18 protein-coding genes are annotated in these 15991 nt (G+C 72.0%); 9 read left to right on the top strand and 9 right to left on the bottom strand.

Annotated elements, in window-relative coordinates; translation table 11 throughout:
- Positions 1-71: 71 nt before the first annotated feature.
- Positions 72-1433 (bottom strand): cation:dicarboxylate symporter family transporter, encoded by a 1362-nt coding sequence (locus tag O2L01_RS22900; protein ID WP_270124358.1) that lies wholly within the window; start codon positions 1431-1433, stop codon positions 72-74.
- 109 nt (positions 1434-1542) lie between these two features.
- Here O2L01_RS22900 and O2L01_RS22895 point away from each other — a divergent pair, with 109 nt between their 5' ends.
- From O2L01_RS22895 to O2L01_RS22885, 3 genes are read left to right on the top strand one after another with little or no spacing between them, the layout of a single operon-like run.
- Complete coding sequence (locus tag O2L01_RS22895) at positions 1543-3153, top strand: sensor histidine kinase (RefSeq protein WP_270124357.1); 1611 nt, start codon at positions 1543-1545, stop codon at positions 3151-3153.
- Complete coding sequence (locus tag O2L01_RS22890) at positions 3150-3827, top strand: response regulator (RefSeq protein ID WP_270124356.1); 678 nt, start codon at positions 3150-3152, stop codon at positions 3825-3827. The genes O2L01_RS22895 and O2L01_RS22890 overlap by 4 nt, the downstream gene beginning before the upstream one ends.
- Positions 3828-3840: 13 nt before the next feature.
- Entirely contained in the window at positions 3841-4392 is a 552-nt protein-coding gene (locus O2L01_RS22885) for a hypothetical protein (protein ID WP_270124355.1), read from the top strand.
- A gap of 3 nt (positions 4393-4395) precedes the next feature.
- Here the strand turns inward: O2L01_RS22885 and O2L01_RS22880 are convergent, their stop codons facing one another.
- Positions 4396-4968 (bottom strand): TetR/AcrR family transcriptional regulator, encoded by a 573-nt coding sequence (locus O2L01_RS22880; RefSeq protein ID WP_270124354.1) that lies wholly within the window; start codon positions 4966-4968, stop codon positions 4396-4398.
- Positions 4969-5056: 88 nt separating this feature from the next.
- On the opposite strand from O2L01_RS22880, the gene O2L01_RS22875 reads away from it, so the two are divergent.
- Complete coding sequence (locus O2L01_RS22875; protein ID WP_270124353.1) at positions 5057-5989, top strand: DMT family transporter; 933 nt, start codon at positions 5057-5059, stop codon at positions 5987-5989.
- Here the strand turns inward: O2L01_RS22875 and O2L01_RS22870 are convergent.
- From O2L01_RS22870 to O2L01_RS22855, 4 genes are all read right to left on the bottom strand, one after another.
- The gene (locus O2L01_RS22870) at positions 5974-6171 is read right to left on the bottom strand and encodes a hypothetical protein (protein WP_270124351.1); all 198 of its coding nucleotides are present in this window, start codon (positions 6169-6171) and stop codon (positions 5974-5976) included. The two genes, O2L01_RS22875 and O2L01_RS22870, sit on opposite strands and share 16 nt — an antisense overlap.
- A 92-nt stretch (positions 6172-6263) precedes the next feature.
- Positions 6264-7577, bottom strand: coding sequence for a lectin (locus O2L01_RS22865; RefSeq protein ID WP_374727657.1), 1314 nt, complete (start codon positions 7575-7577; stop codon positions 6264-6266).
- Positions 7578-7951: 374 nt separating this feature from the next.
- Positions 7952-9169 carry an MFS transporter gene (locus tag O2L01_RS22860; protein WP_270124349.1) on the bottom strand — a complete coding sequence of 406 codons (1218 nt, stop codon included), beginning with the start codon at positions 9167-9169 and terminating at the stop codon, positions 7952-7954.
- 32 nt (positions 9170-9201) lie between these two features.
- Positions 9202-10344, bottom strand: a complete 1143-nt coding sequence (locus O2L01_RS22855) for an epoxide hydrolase family protein (RefSeq protein ID WP_270124348.1) — start codon at positions 10342-10344, stop codon at positions 9202-9204.
- 138 nt (positions 10345-10482) lie between these two features.
- Between O2L01_RS22855 and O2L01_RS22850 the strand changes: the two genes are divergently transcribed.
- From O2L01_RS22850 to O2L01_RS22840, 3 genes are all read left to right on the top strand, one after another.
- Entirely contained in the window at positions 10483-11175 is a 693-nt protein-coding gene (locus tag O2L01_RS22850; RefSeq protein WP_270124347.1) for a hypothetical protein, read from the top strand.
- A gap of 113 nt (positions 11176-11288) precedes the next feature.
- Positions 11289-11825 carry a DoxX family membrane protein gene (locus O2L01_RS22845; protein ID WP_270124346.1) on the top strand — a complete coding sequence of 179 codons (537 nt, stop codon included), beginning with the start codon at positions 11289-11291 and terminating at the stop codon, positions 11823-11825.
- 150 nt (positions 11826-11975) lie between these two features.
- Positions 11976-12605 carry a response regulator transcription factor gene (locus O2L01_RS22840; RefSeq protein WP_344469083.1) on the top strand — a complete coding sequence of 210 codons (630 nt, stop codon included), beginning with the start codon at positions 11976-11978 and terminating at the stop codon, positions 12603-12605.
- A 4-nt stretch (positions 12606-12609) separates the two neighbouring features.
- Here O2L01_RS22840 and O2L01_RS22835 read toward each other — a convergent pair whose 3' ends face one another.
- Positions 12610-13824, bottom strand: coding sequence for a GAF domain-containing sensor histidine kinase (locus tag O2L01_RS22835; protein WP_270124344.1), 1215 nt, complete (start codon positions 13822-13824; stop codon positions 12610-12612).
- 53 nt (positions 13825-13877) lie between these two features.
- A complete protein-coding gene (locus tag O2L01_RS22830) occupies positions 13878-14312 on the bottom strand; it encodes a universal stress protein (protein WP_270124343.1) in 435 nt (144 codons plus the stop codon).
- A gap of 220 nt (positions 14313-14532) precedes the next feature.
- Here O2L01_RS22830 and O2L01_RS22825 point away from each other — a divergent pair, with 220 nt between their 5' ends.
- On the top strand, positions 14533-14949 hold the full coding sequence (locus tag O2L01_RS22825; protein ID WP_270124342.1) for a pyridoxamine 5'-phosphate oxidase family protein: 417 nt from the start codon (positions 14533-14535) through the stop codon (positions 14947-14949).
- Positions 14950-15050: 101 nt separating this feature from the next.
- Positions 15051-15323 (top strand): hypothetical protein, encoded by a 273-nt coding sequence (locus O2L01_RS22820; protein WP_270124341.1) that lies wholly within the window; start codon positions 15051-15053, stop codon positions 15321-15323.
- 55 nt (positions 15324-15378) lie between these two features.
- Here O2L01_RS22820 and O2L01_RS22815 read toward each other — a convergent pair whose 3' ends face one another.
- On the bottom strand, positions 15379-15939 hold the full coding sequence (locus tag O2L01_RS22815; protein ID WP_270124340.1) for a TetR/AcrR family transcriptional regulator: 561 nt from the start codon (positions 15937-15939) through the stop codon (positions 15379-15381).
- Positions 15940-15991: the final 52 nt, after the last annotated feature.

Here is a 15991-nt window from a genome sequence, read left to right as displayed (position 1 = left end):
CTCCCCAGAAGCACGCGCGGACGGAACGCGAACGGCGGCACCGGGTTCCCCCGATGCCGCCGTCCTCTCGATCAGACCGGGACCGTCTCCTTCTCAGGCGCCTGGCGCGGCACCTCAGGGGCCGCGGCGTGGTCGTCGACCAAGGTGGCCTCGTTGAACGGTCGGTCGCCGGCGAAGACCCGCATGGCCTGCTCGCGGTCGAACTGCCGCGTCCACGTGCCGATGAGGACCGTCGCGACGGCGTTCCCGGCGAAGTTGGTCAGCGCCCGCGCCTCGGACATGAACCGGTCGATGCCGAGGATGAAGCCCACGCCGTCCACCAGTTCCGGCCGGTGGGACTGCAGGCCCCCGGCGAGGGTCGCGATGCCCGCGCCGCTGACGCCCGCTGCGCCCTTCGACGCGATGATCATGAAGACCAGCAGCGAGATCTGCTCGGCGAGGCCGAGCGGCTCGCCCTGCGCGGTGGCGATGAACAGCGTCGCCATCGTCAGGTAGATCGCCGTGCCGTCCAGGTTGAAGGAGTAGCCGGTCGGCACGGTGATGCCGACGACCGGCTTGCTCACGCCCAGGTGCTCCATCTTGGCGATGAGCCGCGGCAGCGCCGACTCCGAAGACGAGGTGGACACGATCAGCAGGAACTCCCGGCCGAGGTAGCGCAGCAGCTTGAACAGGTTGACGCGGGCCGCGAGCCACAGCACCGTGCCCAGCACGCACACGACGAACAGGAGGCAGGTCGCGTAGAAGCCGAACATGATCACCGCGAGGCTCTTGAGCGCGTCCCAGCCGGTCTCGCCGACCACGGCCGCGATCGCGCCGAACGCGCCGATCGGCGCCGCCCACATGATCATCGCGAGGACCCGGAAGACCAGCTTCTGCAGGTGCCCGATGCCGCGCAGGATCGGCTCGCCGGCCGGACCCATCCGCTGCAGCGCGAACCCGGCGAGCAGCGCCACCAGCAGCGCCTGCAGCACCGAGCCCTCGGTGAACGCCGAGACCAGGCTCTCCGGGATGATCCCGAGCAGGAAGTCCACGGTGGTGTGGCCGCCGGCCTCGGCCGCCGTCTCCTGCGCCGTGGAGGCCGCCGCCGGGTCGAGGTGCATGCCCTCGCCCGGGTGCAGCAGGTTGCCCACGACCAGGCCGATCGCCAGCGCGAACGTCGACATCAGCAGGAAGTAGCCCAAGGCGATGAGCCCGACCTTCCCGACGCTCGCCGCCTTCGCGACCGATCCGATCCCGAGCACGATCGTGCAGAAGATGATCGGGATGATCATCATCTTGATGAGGGCGACGAAGCCCGTCCCGAGCGGCTTGAGCTGCACGGCGAACTCGGGGACCGCGAAGCCCACGAGGATGCCGAGCACCACGGCGACGATGACCGCCAGGTACAGGTAATGGGTGCGATCACGGCGTTTCGGGGGCGGTGGCGTAGACATCTTCGTCTCCTCAGGGATGGATGGGATTCCAAAAGTGTCCATCCCCCTGTGAAGCCAGTCACGATTCTGTTCATTTCGGTCTCGTGATCGGCACGTGTACACATGGTGTGTGACCAAACCGTGGACCCTGGCCAGGCAGTTCCTCGTGCTGCAACTCGTCCTGGTCAGCCTCCTCGTCGGCGCGGGCGCGGCCGTCGCGTACCACTATGCGGGAAGCGCGACCGACGACAAGGCCCGCCAGGCGGTCGTCGCCGTCGCCGAGACCGTCGCCGACTCCCCGAGCGTCACCGCCGCGCTGGCCACGCCCGACCCCAGCCGCGACCTGCAGCCCTACGCCGAGCAGGTGCGCGCGGACACCGCGGTCGACTTCATCACGATCATGGACACCCACGGCATCCGCTACACCCATCCCGACCCCGAGCGGATCGGCGAGCCGTTCATCGGCAACATCGATCAAGCCCTGGCCGGCCACGCCTTCACCGAGACCTACACCGGCACTCTCGGGCCGTCCGTGCGGGCGGTCGTGCCCGTCTTCGACGAGGACGGGGACGTCGTGGCGCTCGTGGCCGCGGGAATCACCGTGGAGGCGATCGCCGCCGAGTTCAACGAGCGCCTCCTGCCGCTCGCCGCGGTCGCGGCCGCCGTGCTCGTCGTGGGCGTCGCGGGCAGCTACCTGGTGAGCGCCCGCCTCGGCCGCCAGACCCGCGGCGTCGCCCCCGCCGAACTGCGCAGCATGTTCGAGTACTACGAGGCGATCCTCCACTCCGTCAAGGAAGGGCTCGTGCTCGTGGGCGGCGACGGCCGCGTCGTCCTCTGCAACGACGCCGCCCGCGACCTGCTCGGCCTGCCCGCCGACGTCCACGACACCCCCGTCGCCGACCTCGGCCTCACCGACGAACTCGCCGCGGCCTTCACCTCACCCGACGCGCGCAGCGACGAGCTGCACCTGACCGAGACCCGACTGCTGCTCGTGAACTCCATGCCGGTGCGCTCCCGCGACCGCCGCATGGGCAACGCCGTCACCCTCCGCGACCACACTGAGCTGCAGAACCTCACCGGCGAACTCGACACGGTCCGCGGCTTCGCGGACACCCTGCACGCCCAGGCCCACGAGTCCGCGAACCGTTTGCACGCCGTCATCTCCCTCATCGAACTCGGCCATGTGGACCGGGCCGTCGCGCTGGCGACCGACGAGCTCGAGACCGCGCAGGAGCTCACCGACCGCGTCGTGGGCGCCGTCGCCGAACCGGTGCTCGCCGCGCTGCTCCTCGGGAAGCTGAGCGAGGCCAGCGAACGCGGCGTCGACCTGGTGCTGACGGCCGACACGGCCATGCAGGACTCGGGGGAGGGCGTCGACCCGCGCGACCTGATCACGATCCTGGGCAACCTCATCGACAACGCGATGGACGCCGCCGTCGAGCACGCCGCCGAACGCGCCCCCACGGTCACCGTCACCGTCCGGTCGGACGCGGGGGAGCTGTTCGTGCGCGTCGCCGACTCCGGCCCCGGCGTCGCGGACGGCGCGGACATCTTCCGCCGCGGTTGGTCGACCAAGCCCTCCGAGAACGGGCGGGGCCTGGGCCTCGCCCTCGTCGGGCAGGCCGTGCGCCGCTACGGCGGCGGCATCGAGGTCGCCAACGGCATCGCCCCCGAAGACGGCGGCCCTTCCGACGGCGGCGCCGTGTTCACCGTCCGGCTACCGATATCGTCAAGCCGATGATCCGCGTACTCGTGGTGGAAGACGATCCGGTGGCCGCCGAAGCCCACCGGGCCTATGTCGAGCGCGTCGCCGGGTTCACCGTGGCCGGGGTCGTGCACTCGGGCAACGAGGCGATCCGGTTCTGCTCCCGGCACCCCGTCGACCTGCTGCTGCTCGACTTCAACCTGCCGGACACGCACGGCCTGGCGGTGTGCGCGGCGCTGCGGTCCGCCGGGGCCTCGGTCGACGTCATCGCCGTGACCTCCGCGCGGGACCTCTCGGTCGTCCGCGCGGCGGTCTCCTCCGGCGTCATGCAGTACCTGTTGAAGCCCTTCACGTTCGCGACGTTCCGCGGCAAGCTCGAGAGCTACGCGGCGTGGCGCGAGCAGGTCGTCGGGCCCGGCGAGGTCGGCGGCCAGAACCACGTCGACCGGATGCTCTCCGAACTGCGCACGCCCGGCCAGGGCCCACTTCCCAAGGGCCTCAGCGCTTCCACCCTGGACGCCATCAACCGCGCGCTCGACGAGGCAGCCGAGGGCATGTCCGCCGCCGCCATCGCGACCGCCGTCGGCATCGCCCGCGTCACCGCTCGCCGCTACCTCGAATACCTGGCGGACAACGGCATCGCCCAGCGCCGCCCGCACTACGGCAGTGTCGGCCGCCCCGAGGTCCGCTACCTCCTGGTAAAACGGTGAGCATCGTCAATCGATGAGCTCTGTCAAACGACGAACCCCGGAGCAGGACATGGCCGCAGCCCGCGGTGAGACCCCCAAACGCCCGCACCCCGCCGTCACCGCCGTGATCCTCCTGGTGCTCGGCGGCATCCTCTCCCTGTTCCCACTCGCGTTGTACGCCAACGTGATGGCCTTGACCGACGGCTACCGCGCCTCGCACGGCGAGGCCGGAACCCCGGGCACCGCCACGGTGGTGAGCGTGACCGACGGCAGGGGCGGTCAGGTGTGCCGCGGCACGGTCACCGGGGACGACGGCACCGCCACGGCTGACGTCATCATCGAGGTCCCGGGCGGCTGCGAAGCGGGCCAGACCGCCGACGTGCGCCTGATGGAGGGCCGCGCCTCCATGTTCACCGGCTACGACGAGCCCCGGGCCTGGGCCGCCGGATCGGACGACTGGGGCGTGTACCTCCCGCTCATCGTCCTCTTCGGACTCCTGAGTCTCCTGCCGGCCTTCCTGCTCGTCGCGGTCCTGACCAGGCTGGCCAAGCTCGTGCTCCTCCCGCGCGAGGCCCCGAAGCTGTAGCGTTCAGGCCCGGTCGATCAAGCGGCGCGCCGCCTCGCGGGCACGGGTGATCGCCGAAGGCACCTCGCCGACGTCGTGCATGACGATCGCGCCCTCGTGCAGCAGCAGGAGCTCGACCGCGTCGCCCTCCGGATCGGCGGCCCCGGCCGCCTCCAGCAGCGCGGTGAAACGCGCGAGCAGCCACTGCTTCTCCTCGGCGGCCAGCGCCCGCACCGGATGCTCCGGCGTCGCCAGTTCCGCACGGGCGTTGATGAGCGCGCACCCGCGCTCCCCGGCCGTGCGCGTCCACTCCTCGAGTGCGTCGAAGACCGCGACGACCGCCTCTCGGGGCCCGCCCGCGGCGGCGACGTGCCGCTCGACCACCGCGCGCCAGCGCGTGTCCCGCTCGCGCAGGTAGGCGACGATCAGGTTCTCCTTGGACCCGAACCGGTCGTAGATGGTCTTCTTGGTGACCCCCGATTCGGCGGCGATGAGGTCGACGCCGACCGCGCCGATGCCGCGGTGGTAGAACAGCTCGCTCGCGGTCGCCAGGATGCGGCGGGCGGCGGGGGTGAGGACTGCGGTGTCGGTCGTCATGGCGTTGCTCCTCGGATTCCACTGGAAGTATACCGACCTGTATAACTAGGGTAGGTATACCGATCTGTCTACCCGCGTGGAGGCGCCTGTGAAACCGCTCGACCGGGCCTGGGCCGCGGCCTTCGTGGTGCTGTGGAGCTCCGGCTTCATCGGCGCCGAACTCGCGACCCGCCACGCCCCGGCGCTGACCGTCCTGAACTGGCGATTCCTGCTCCTGGCGCCGCCCGCACTGGTGTGGCTGCTCGTGAGGCGCCGGCGCTGGCGGGCCCGCGACATCGGCGCGCACGTGGTGATCGGCCTGCTCGCGCAGGCCGGCTACCTATACGGCGTGGTCGCCGCCAGCGGGCTCGGTGTCGATCCGGGGACGACGGCGCTCATCGCCGCGCTCCAGCCGGTCGTGACCGCGGCAGCGGCGTTCGCCCTGCTCGGGGAACCGGTGAGGGCCAAGCGGATCGGCGGGATGACGATCGGTTTCGGCGGCGTCGCACTGGTCGTCTCGGCGGACTTCTCCGGCGGCGAGGCGCCGCTGTGGGCGTACGCCCTGCCGCTCGGCGCGATGCTGAGCCTGGTGGCGGCCACGGTCTTCGAGCGGCGGACCGGCCCGACGAGCCTCGGCCCGATCGACGCGCTCGCGGTGCAGTTCCTGACGACCGCGGTGGTGTTCGCGTCGGTCTCCGCGCCGCTCGGCGCGTTCGCGCCGCCCGCTTCACTGGGGTTCTGGAGCGCGGTCGCGGGCGTGACCGTCCTGGCCGGGATCGGCGGATACGGCTCGTACTGGGCGGTGGTCCGCCGCAACGGCGCCACGACCGCCGCGACCCTGCTCTACCTGACCCCGGGCACGACCATGCTGTGGGCGTGGGCGATGTTCGGCACGGCCGTCCCGCTTCTCGCCTGGCTCGGCCTGGCCGTGACTCTGGCCGGCGTCGCCCTCAGCGTCCGCGGCGGCACGACCGACCGCGCGCGCTCCGATCCGGAGTTGGCTCGGAGCGCGCACGGCCGTGGGGATCAGCTCAGGCCGTAGGCCCAGATGGTGGTCTGCTCGACTTCCGCCCCGGCGGCGTCGGTGGCGGTCATGCGGGTCGAGACGTACGCCGCGTCCTCCGGGTGATGGAGCACGGCGGTGGCGGTGCCGTGCTCGTGGTCGACGTCGAGTGCGACTGCGGTCCAAGTGAATCCGTCGTCGTAGGAGACTTCGAGTCCCATCTCAGCCGCTGCCGGCTCTGCGCCGGTGTCCCACCTCGAAGACACGGGCCGACCGGGCGGCACGAAGGCCGCCCGGTCGGTCACTCAATCGTTCAGTTGAGGGTCCAGCGCTGGTTGGCGCCGCCGTTGCAGGTCCAGAGGACGACCTTGGTGCCGTTGGCGGTCGCGTTCCCCGAGGCGTCGAGGCACAGTCCCGACTGGGCGTTGGTGACGGTGCCGTTCGCGTTGACGTTCCACTTCTGGTTCGCGCCGCCGTGGCAGTCCCAGATGATCACCCTGGTGCCCGGGGCGGTGGCGCCGCCCTCGGCATCGAGGCATTTGCTGCCGTAGACGCGCAGTTCGCTTGCGGCGGTGTGGGTCCACTGCTGATTGGCGCTGCCGGTGCAGTCCCACAGCTGCGCCTGCGCGCCGTTGCTCTGGGACTGGCCGGTCACGTCCAGGCACCGGTTCGACTGGGCGCCGACGATCGTGCCCGCGTCGTCCCCGCCGCCCGGGTTGCCGGACATGAACTGGGAGAAGAAGTTCCAGGTGACCCCGGAGGTCCAGGTCTCCCACCCGTCCTCATAGGTCCCGTCGATCGGACCGGGGGTGTGCCCGCCGTCGAACGCGGCCCACACGACCGGGTATCCGGCCCGGCAGCCCGAGTAGGCGGTGACGATGTGCGTGCGGCTCCCGGAGCCCGGCTCGGGCGGGTTCTGCTGGGTGCAGCCGTTGTTGGCCACGAACCGGTCGCGCAGCGAACGCCCCGCGGAGATGTTGAGGACCGAGTCCGAGATGCCGTGGATGCCGAGGTAGGCGACGGGCTGCGTGCCGCCGCTGCACCCGCTGAGCTGCCCGCCCGAATAGACCGCGACCGCTCGGAAGACCGTCGGCCGGGAGCAGGCGAGGGAGTAGCTCATGCCGCCGCCGTAGCTGAACCCGAGGGCGAAGCGCTGCGTGGTCTCGACGCAGAGGCCGGACTCGATGCGCGCGATCATGTTGTCCACGAACGTGACGTCCTGGCCCCCGGAGTTGGCCCAGCCGTTGTTGAGGCCCTGCGGCGCGACGAAGATCGCGCTGTTGTTGGAGAGCCGCTGCAGGCCGTAGTAGGACCACAGCGCGCCGTCGGTGCCGCCGGAGGAGACGTCGCCGGCCGTGCCGCCGTTCCAGTGGAACCCGAAGATCAGCGGATAGGCGCGGCTGCTGTCGTAGTTGTCGGGGACCCGCAGGATGAACGAGCGGTTGACGCCGCCGCTCTGGATCGTGTGCGTGCCGCTCGACAGGGTCGGGGCGGCGCCGCAGCCGGCGCTCGCCGCGAGGGTGGTGACGTCCGGCGAGGCGGCGGGCGGCGCGGCCTGGGCCGGCGCGGTGCCGAGCGATCCGATGACGGCGGCGGCGAGGAAGCCGGCCGTCGCCAGCAGCCGCAGAGGGGCGCCCGGGCGTCTTCGCCCGGACCGGTCCCGGCTCGAGAAAGGTCTCACTGCTGTATCTCCTTGCGGGCCACGAAGGTCGAAACCTTCAATCGAAGTATGTCGATGCGAGGGTGTCCTCAGGGTACTTTCATGTGATGTATGACGTCAAGGGAGCGGTGCCATCGTGGATGAACCGTGCGTATCGACCTTGAAAGCGGTGGTGATGGAGTCGATTAATCGGATCTTTGAGGAGTCTGGTAGGGACGGGCGCGGCCGAACTGATGCTCACCGATGACTCTCGAAGGAGGCCATCGCCTGGGAGCGCTTCCCCGCGGCATCCGAAGGACTGCATATGAACTTCGCAACGCAAGGTGAGACCAGCGCGAAACTCACCGCCGGGCCGGGCGGCGCGCGAGGGCTTCGGCCGAGACGATCACGGCCGCAAGGAGTGTGAGCCCGGCGAGGAGCGCGAACATCTGCGGGTTCCCGCCGGTCCGGGCCGCGAGCTGCGCCCCGGCCCAGGGGCTGAGGGCCATCGCGACGGTGGCGGGCGCGGTGAGGATGCCGTGGAGCGTGCCGTACCCGTTCGGCCCCCACCGGTCGGTGATGACCGTGGCGTCGAGCAGCGTGAACGCGCCGCGGGCCGCGCCGAGGAGGATGACGGCGGCGAAGACCAGGGCGAGCGGCCCGGCGACGAGCGCCGTGGCGAGCATGGTCACCGCCCCCACGCCGAGGATCGCGGCCGCGCGCACGGTCGGCCCGGTGCGGAGTGCTATGGGCGCGTAGGCGATGCGTCCGAGCAACTGGCCCGCCCCGCACAGCCCGAGGGCCCACGCGGCGGTCGCGGTGTCCATGCCGCGGCCGGTCAGGAGCGGCACGAGGTACAGGTTCGAGGTCCCCATCGTGAACGCGGTCAAGGCGATCGCGGCGGCGAGCGCGATGAACGCCGGGGACGAGATGATCGACCTCCGGTCCACGCCGGACGTCTCGCCCTTGGGCCGGACACCCGGCCACGGCGGGTTCAGCGCGATCGCGTGCGCCGGGACGGTGACCACCGCGAGGACCACCGCCAGGATGAGATAGACGCCGCGCCAGTCGAAGTGCCCCGCGAGATAGGCCGTGAGCGGCGCGAAGACCGTGCTCGCGAGCCCGCCCGCGAGCGTGAGCACCGTGAGCGCCCGCACCCGCCGCAGCCCGTACCAGGCCGTGATGGCGGCGAACGCGGGCTTGTAGAGGACCGCGGCCTGGGCGACCCCCGAGAGGACCCACGCGGCGGTGAACCACCACAGGTTCGGCGCCGTCGCGATCCCCACGACCGACAGCACCGCGAGGACCGAGCCCGTCGTCATGACCAGGCGCGGGCCCCGGTGGTCGATGAGGTGCCCGACGGCGATGCCCGCGAGCGCGGACGCGGCGAGGCCGATCGAGAAGGCGCCCATCACCTCCGCCGTCGACCAGCCCGTGTCGGCGGTCAGGTCGCCGAGGAGCACGGGGAGGGCGTAGAAGAGCACGCCCCAGCCGGTGATCTGGGTGGCGCACAGGGCGATGAGCACGCGGCGCGGCACCGCCCCCGCGCCCGCGTCGGAGGCCGAGCCGCTGGAGGTCACCGCCTCGGTGTCTCCGATTCGCTTGCGACCGTTCAACTCTCAAGGCCCCGCAGGGGGCGGAAGAACTCCCGGAGGTCCTGTACGAGCAGGTCCGGGGCCTCCATCGCGGCGAAGTGCCCGCCGCGGTCGAACTCGGACCAGTGCACGATCCGGTGCGCGCGTTCGAGGAGCGGACGCACCGCCGGGTCGTTCGGGAAGACGGCCACGCCCGTGGGCACGTCCGAAGGCTCCGGCGCGGACTCGTCGCGCACGGCCCGGTAGAGGTGCGCCGAGGAGGCGCCGGTCCCGGTGAGCCAGTAGAGAGTCACGTTGGTGAGCAACTGGTCGAGGTCCACGGCCCGCTCGGGGAGTTCGCGGGCCGGGTCGGTCCAGTCCTTGAACTTGTCCGCGATCCACGCGAGCTGACCCACGGGGGAGTCGTTGAGCGCGTAGGCGAGGGTCTGCGGCTTCGTCGACTGGAGGTCCGCGTATCCGGTGCCGTGCCGCACCAGCTCCCGGACGCTCGCCAGGCGCACATGCTCCTCGGGGGTGAGCGCGGGCAGGTCGGCGTCGGCGCTCGGCAGCTCGAGCCCGCCGTTGATGTGGACGCCCACCACCCGGTCGGGGGCCAGGCGGCCGAGCGCGGGAGAGACCTTCGAGCCGGTGTCGCCGCCGTGCGCGCCGAAGCGCTCATAGCCGAGCCCGTCCATCAAGGCCAGGAACGCGGCGGCGATGCGGGCATGGTCCCAGTGCGCGGACAGCGGCGTCGAGAACCCGAACCCGGGCAGGGACGGCGCGACCACATGGAAGGCGTCCGCCGGATCGCCCCCGTGGCTCCGGGGATCGGTGAGCGGGCCGAGGATCTTCATGAACTCGACGACCGACCCCGGCCAGCCGTGCGTCACGACCAGCGGCAGGGCCTCCGGTTCGGGGGAGCGCACGTGGAGGAAGTGGAGGCGCTGCCCCTCGATCTCGGTGAGGCCCTGGGGAAAGGCGTTGAGCGCGGCCTCGTGGGCCCGCCAGTCGTACTCGTGCAGCCAGTAGTCGGCGAGGCGGCGCAGGTAGAGCACGGGCACGCCGTCCGCCCAGCCCGGTTCGGGACCCGCTGCGGGCCAGCGGGTCAGCCGGAGCCGCTCGTGCAGGTCGTCGAGCGCGGCCTGGGGGATGTCGATGCGGAAATCGGCGATCGGGATCAAGGTCGTCCTCCGGTCCGGTTGCGCTCCGTCGATACAACCAGAGCGGCCCGCGCCCGTCCATCGCTTTGCGCCTTGCGAACCGTTTCGACGGGTGACATCTGGTGGCGGCCCGGCGCGTTCTCGGGTTGGATGGCACCCATGGCCCTCCACTCGTTCCACCTCGCGCGGGCGCCCCTCGGCCGCGCCGCCGCCGCGCTCGCGCGCCCGCCCGCCGCCCCCGGGCTGCGGCACCTCGAAGTCCTCGCCGCCATGGAACTCGGCGCGCCCGCCGTCTCCCCGCGCCGGATGCGGCTGCGGCGGCTCGCCGTGTTCGCCGAATGGGAGGACGAAGCGGCCCTCGAAGCATTCCTCGCCGAACGCCCGCTCGGCCGGGTCCTCGACGCCGGATGGCAGGTGCGACTGGAGTTCCTGCGCCGCTGGGGCTCGGTCCGCGAACTCGCGCACCTCCCCGCGGACACCGGACGCACCGATCCCGCCGAGCCCGTCGTCGCCGTGACCCTCGCCCGCATGCGCCTTCCCGAGGTGCCCCGGTTCGTCCACTGGGGAAGGCCGGTCGAACGCCAGGTCCGCGACCACCCCGAGACCACGCTCGCGCTGGCCGCGATGCGCCCGCCGCGCACCGTCGGCACCTTCTCGGTCTGGACCAGCGCCCGCGCCATGACCGGCATGGTCTTCGGCCGCGACGGCGGCGACGCCGCCCGCCGCCACCACGAGGCGATGGCCGAACGCGAACGGCGGGACTTCCACCACGAGTTCACCACCATGCGGTTCCGGCCGCTGTCCGAACACGGCTCGTGGGAAGGCCGGTCGGCGATCGTCCCGGCCCGGTGACCCCGGGACCTAAGTCCCTCGCGATGCGGCCTCTGGCCTCTCTTCCCGGAGCGGGATCGGCGGTTGTCTGGAGTAGTACCGGACTTCCCGTCCCCGCTTGGAAAGGCATCGCCATGACCACCGCTCCTCACCTCCGGCCCGTCCCGACGAGCGCGGCGGCCCGGCGCACCGCCGTCGACTACGTGTGGGCCGCCCTGCGCCTCGCCCTGGGCTGGATCTTCCTGTGGGCCTTCCTCGACAAGACCTTCGGACTCGGCTTCGCCACCGAGGCGAAGGACGCGTGGATCGACGGCGGCAGCCCGACCGAGGGCTTCCTGTCCTTCGGCACGAAAGGCCCCTTCGCGGACTTCTACCAAGGGCTCGCCGGCTCGGCGTTCGTCGACTGGCTGTTCATGGCCGGGCTGCTCGGCATCGGCCTCGCGCTGATCCTCGGCATCGGCATGCGGATCGCGGCCGCCGCGGGCGTGCTGCTCCTCGTGCTGATGTGGACGGCCGCGCTGCCTCCCGAGAACAACCCGTTCATGGACGACCACCTCGTCTACGCGGGCCTGCTCATCGGCCTGGCGCTGGCCCGCGCCGGGGACACGCTCGGCCTCGGCGCCGCTTGGGGCAGGCTGAGCCTGGTCAGGCGCCACGCCTGGCTCAAGTAGGCCGATACGGGAAGGGCCGCGACCGCGAAGGTCGCGGCCCTTCCGCGCGGGTCGCGCAACTCTGCGCGGGACGAAAGTCCTCGGCATCGCGGACCTCGGAAGCGTGCCGTCGGGGTCGGGGCCGCTCATACTCGAAGCATGGACACGGCATTGATCAGGGTGTTCCTGCTGGACGATCACGAGGTGGTCAGGCGGGGCCTGTGCGAGCTGCTCGAACGCGACGGCGACATCGAGATCGTGGGCGAGGCCGCCAGCGTCGCCGAGGCGATCCGGCGGGTGCCCGCCTCGCATCCCGACGTGGTGGTCGTGGACGCCCGGCTGCCCGACGGCAGCGGCGTCGAGGTGTGCCGCCGGGTGCGCGAGGCCGATCCGTCCATCGCCGTCCTCGTACTCACCTCCTATGAGGACGATGAGACGCTGTTCGCGGCGATCGAGGCCGGTGCGGCGGGGTTCCTGCTCAAGCAGGTGCGCGGCAACGACCTCGTCGAAGCGGTGCGGAAGGTCGCCGACGGCCAGTCGCTGCTGGACGCCCGCGTCACCGGCGCGGTCCTGGAGCGCCTGCGCTCCGGCCCGCCCCGGGCGCCCGAACTCGACGGGCTCTCCGAGCAGGAGCGGCGCCTCCTCGCCCTCATCGGCGAGGGCTTGACCAACCGCGAGATCGCGGAGCGGATGCACTTGGCGGAGAAGACCGTCAAGAACTACGTGACCCGCGTGCTCGCCAAGCTCGGCCTGCAGCGGCGCACCCAGGCGGCGGTGCTCGCCTCGCGCCTCTTCGATTGAGCGCCTAGAGCGGCAGGTGCCAGCGCAGCTCGGTTCCGGAGGGCTCGACGCCGGTGAGCGTGAAGGTCCCGCCGAGCGCTTCGGCGCGGGAGGCCAGGTTCGCCAGGCCCCGGCGCGAGGCACCGGGCGGGACGCCGCGGCCGTCGTCGGTCACGGTCATCACCAGGTGCTCGTCCGCGACCGCGAGGACGACTTCGACGCGGTGCGCGCGGGCGTGGCGGGCGGCGTTGCTGAGCGCTTCGCGCAGCATCGCGAGGACTTCGATGCGCACCTGCTCGGGCACGTCGCTGTCGACCGGGCCCTCGAAGCGGGTCTTCGGTGTGAACCCGAGCTGGTGGCGGACGACGCCGGCGAGGCCGCGCACGGTCGCGGAGAGCGGCTGCTCGGCGCCGGAGTGGAGGCTGAAGATCGCCGCGCGCAGATCGGAGATGGCGCCGTCGATCTCGTCGACCGCGGTGTTGATCCGCTCGGTCGCCTCAGGGGCGTCGACGAGGTGGAGGACGCTCTGCAGCTGGAGCCCGGTCGCGAAGAGCCGCTGGATGACGAGGTCGTGCAGGTCGCGCCCGATGCGGTCGCGGTCGCGGTAGACGACCAGGCGCTCGTGCTCGGCCTGGGAGGCCGCCAGCTCCGCGTAGAGGCGGGCGTTGTCGATCGCGACCCCGGCCGCCGCGGCCAGCGCCTCGATGATCGCCTCGTCGTCCTCGGTGAACCGGCCGCCGCCGCGCTTGTCGGTGAGGTACAGGTTGCCCCAGGCCTTGTCGCGCACGGTGACCGGGACGCCGAGGAAGGTCTTCATGGGCGGGTGGCCGGGCGGGAACCCGACCGAGTCGGGGTGCGCGGAGAGGTCGGTGAGGCGCAGCGGCTCGGGGTGCTCGATGATGTGGCCGAGGATGCCCCGGCCGGTCGGCGGGTCGCCGAGTGCGGCCCGTTCGGCCTCGCTGAGGCCGTGGGTGCGGAAGTCGGCGAGGCCGCCGGAGTCGTCGAGGACGCCCAGGGCCCCGTACCGGGCGTCGACCAGTTTGCAGGCGGCGGCCACGATCCGGTCGAGGATCGCCGCGAGTTCGAGGTCGGAGCCGATGCCGATCACCGCGTCGAGGAGCGCCCGCAGCCGTTCGCGGTCGAGGACGATCTCGTCCACGCGCGAGGCCAGCTCGCCGAGGAGGCGGTCGATCGGCAGCCGTTCGGGCTGGCCGTGAGGGGGCGGCGGCGTGGTGGCCATGCCCTGATCGTAGCGAAACGGCGGGGTCGCGGGGCCCGGCGCGGGCCGCCGGTTCAGTCGCGGACGACCACGACCGGGCAGGACGCGTGCTGCACGCAGTACTGGCTGACGGAGCCGATGAGCGAGCCGACGAATCCGCCGTGCCCGCGGCTGCCCACGACCAGCAGTTCCGCTCGCTTCGCCCAGTTGATGAGGGTCTTGGCGGGGTGGCCTTCGGCGGCGAACTGCCGCACTTGCACGCCTGGGTGCGCGGCGGTCGCGGCATCGACCGTGGCGGCCAGCGCGGCCTCGGCGTCCTTCTCGAACATGCTGCCGGGCATCACCATCGTCACGGTGCCGTAGTTGACGGGCACCTGCCAGGCCTGCACGGCGGTCACGGTCGCGCCGGTGGCCTCGGCCTGCCCGAGCGCCCAGTCGAGGGCCCTCCGCGACGACTTCGACCCGTCGATCCCGACGACGATCACCCGGTCCTGTGCTGCTTCGGTCATGGCCTGCCTCCTTCGCTTCGACCTCCAGCCTCGCGCGGAGCGCGCGCGGCCGATAGGGCCCAAGGTCCCACCCGTGTCGGACCTCGGGCACCGATCGCGGTGCGGGCGTCCGTTCGGCGGCTGGGGCGGGCGTGTGCTGCTACGGTCGGAATCGAGGGGCGTCGCTCCGTGCCGCGCCGCGACCTGCGCGTCCGCCCCGCGAACCGAAACGAGGTGCGCAGTGGACGACAAGCGAGTCCCGGCCGAGTTGACCCCGAAGCTCGCGCTCGGCCTGCTCGGACACGAGGAGTTCGGGCGCGTGGCCTTCGTCGCCGACGGCCTGCCGACCATCCGCCCCCTCAACCACGTCGTGTACGAAGGCCTCATCCTCGTCCACACACGACACACGACGGCCTTCGCGCAAGCGGTCCTGGCGCATCCGGGCCTGCCGGTGGCCTACCAGGCGGACGAGATCGACCGGCATTCGCGCCTCGGCTGGAGCGTCCTGGTCAACGGCACCGCGGCGGACGTGACGGACAGCCGCCGGACCGAGCGGCTCGGCCCGCGCGTGCAGTCGTGGCTCGCCCGGCCGCTCGACACGGTCATCGCCATCACCCCGCAAGCGGTCTCGGGCCTGCGGCTCACCATGGAGCAGTGAGCCGGGCCCTTGGTCCCCAGGACCGGTGACCTCGGGCTCCGGCGCTCCCGCCCGGCCCGCGCGACGCTGGAGTCAGGACCGAAGGCCTGGAGGTGGGTCCGATGATGAACCGATGGGGCGACCAGTACATGTCGGGCGCCGGCTGGTGGATGATGGGCCTCATGGTGCTCTTCTGGGCGGCCGTCATCGTGCTGCTCGTCTGGGCGGTGCTCAGGATCAGCCGCGCGATCGAGTCGCGGCCCGCCGAGGGCGCCCGCGCTCCCGAGTCGCCGCGAGACGTGCTCGACCGCCGCTACGCCGCAGGGCAGATCGACTCCGCGACCTACCGCGAGATGCGCGCCGGACTCGAAGGCCGCGAGCCCGACGGGCCGTGAGGCGGCTTCCGCCGGGTTCCGTCCATTCGGGCCGGCGGGACCGGCCCGGTCCCGTTCACGCTGAGTGGGAGAGCACCGTTGCGAGCCGGGCGAGCGCGGCCTTGACTTGCGACGGCGAGAGTCCTTGCGCGCGTTGGTGAACGAACACGTCCGGGGCGAGGGGGGCGAGGAGCTGGTCCGCGAGCGCCTCAGGCGAGGGCACCCCGGCCTCCCGGAGGAGCGACAGGACGTGCGCCCGCCAGAACCCGTAGGCGCCCACCGCGAAGCGCTTCCCGCCGACCTCGGTGGCCAGCGCGAGGTCGCCGTGCGCCTCGAGCAGGTCGACCATCGCCGCGTAGAACGCCGCGAGGCGGTCGGCGGGCGGCGCGCCCGGGCCGAGCGGCGGCGGGCCCTCCATCAGCTCGCGCTGGAGCCCCGTCTCGTGCTCGTCGAGCAGGGCGACCGCGATCGATCCGATGTCCGGGTAGCGGCGGTAGAGAGTGCCGCGGCCGACGCCGGCGGCCTTGGCGACGTCGTCCATCGTCACCGTCCGCGGGTCCTTCTCGGCGAAGACCGCGGCGGCGGCGGTCAGGATCTTGGCGCGGTTGCGGGCGGCGTCGGCGCGTTCGGGCCTCATGGGTGGCGAGCTTAACAGGGAAGTGGACGGCGTGACCGGTTATGCTTGCCGA

It is taken from the genome of Glycomyces lechevalierae, from assembly GCF_027622945.1.
Classification (GTDB): Bacteria; Actinomycetota; Actinomycetes; order Mycobacteriales; family Micromonosporaceae; genus Glycomyces; species Glycomyces rutgersensis.
This window is presented reverse-complemented; position numbering and strand designations above follow the sequence as displayed.

Excerpts from the sequence above, each read along its gene's own strand:
- O2L01_RS22900 (WP_270124358.1), bottom strand. The coding sequence starts at position 1,433 with ATGTCTACGCCACCGCCCCCGAAACGCCGTGATCGCACCCATTACCTG.
- O2L01_RS22890 (WP_270124356.1), top strand. The coding sequence starts at position 3,150 with ATGATCCGCGTACTCGTGGTGGAAGACGATCCGGTGGCCGCCGAAGCC.
- O2L01_RS22885 (WP_270124355.1), top strand. The coding sequence starts at position 3,841 with ATGAGCTCTGTCAAACGACGAACCCCGGAGCAGGACATGGCCGCAGCC.
- O2L01_RS22880 (WP_270124354.1), bottom strand. The coding sequence starts at position 4,968 with ATGACGACCGACACCGCAGTCCTCACCCCCGCCGCCCGCCGCATCCTG.
- O2L01_RS22870 (WP_270124351.1), bottom strand. The coding sequence starts at position 6,171 with ATGGGACTCGAAGTCTCCTACGACGACGGATTCACTTGGACCGCAGTC.
- O2L01_RS22850 (WP_270124347.1), top strand. The coding sequence starts at position 10,483 with ATGGCCCTCCACTCGTTCCACCTCGCGCGGGCGCCCCTCGGCCGCGCC.
- O2L01_RS22845 (WP_270124346.1), top strand. The coding sequence starts at position 11,289 with ATGACCACCGCTCCTCACCTCCGGCCCGTCCCGACGAGCGCGGCGGCC.
- O2L01_RS22835 (WP_270124344.1), bottom strand. The coding sequence starts at position 13,824 with ATGGCCACCACGCCGCCGCCCCCTCACGGCCAGCCCGAACGGCTGCCG.
- O2L01_RS22830 (WP_270124343.1), bottom strand. The coding sequence starts at position 14,312 with ATGACCGAAGCAGCACAGGACCGGGTGATCGTCGTCGGGATCGACGGG.
- O2L01_RS22820 (WP_270124341.1), top strand. The coding sequence starts at position 15,051 with ATGATGAACCGATGGGGCGACCAGTACATGTCGGGCGCCGGCTGGTGG.
- O2L01_RS22815 (WP_270124340.1), bottom strand. The coding sequence starts at position 15,939 with ATGAGGCCCGAACGCGCCGACGCCGCCCGCAACCGCGCCAAGATCCTG.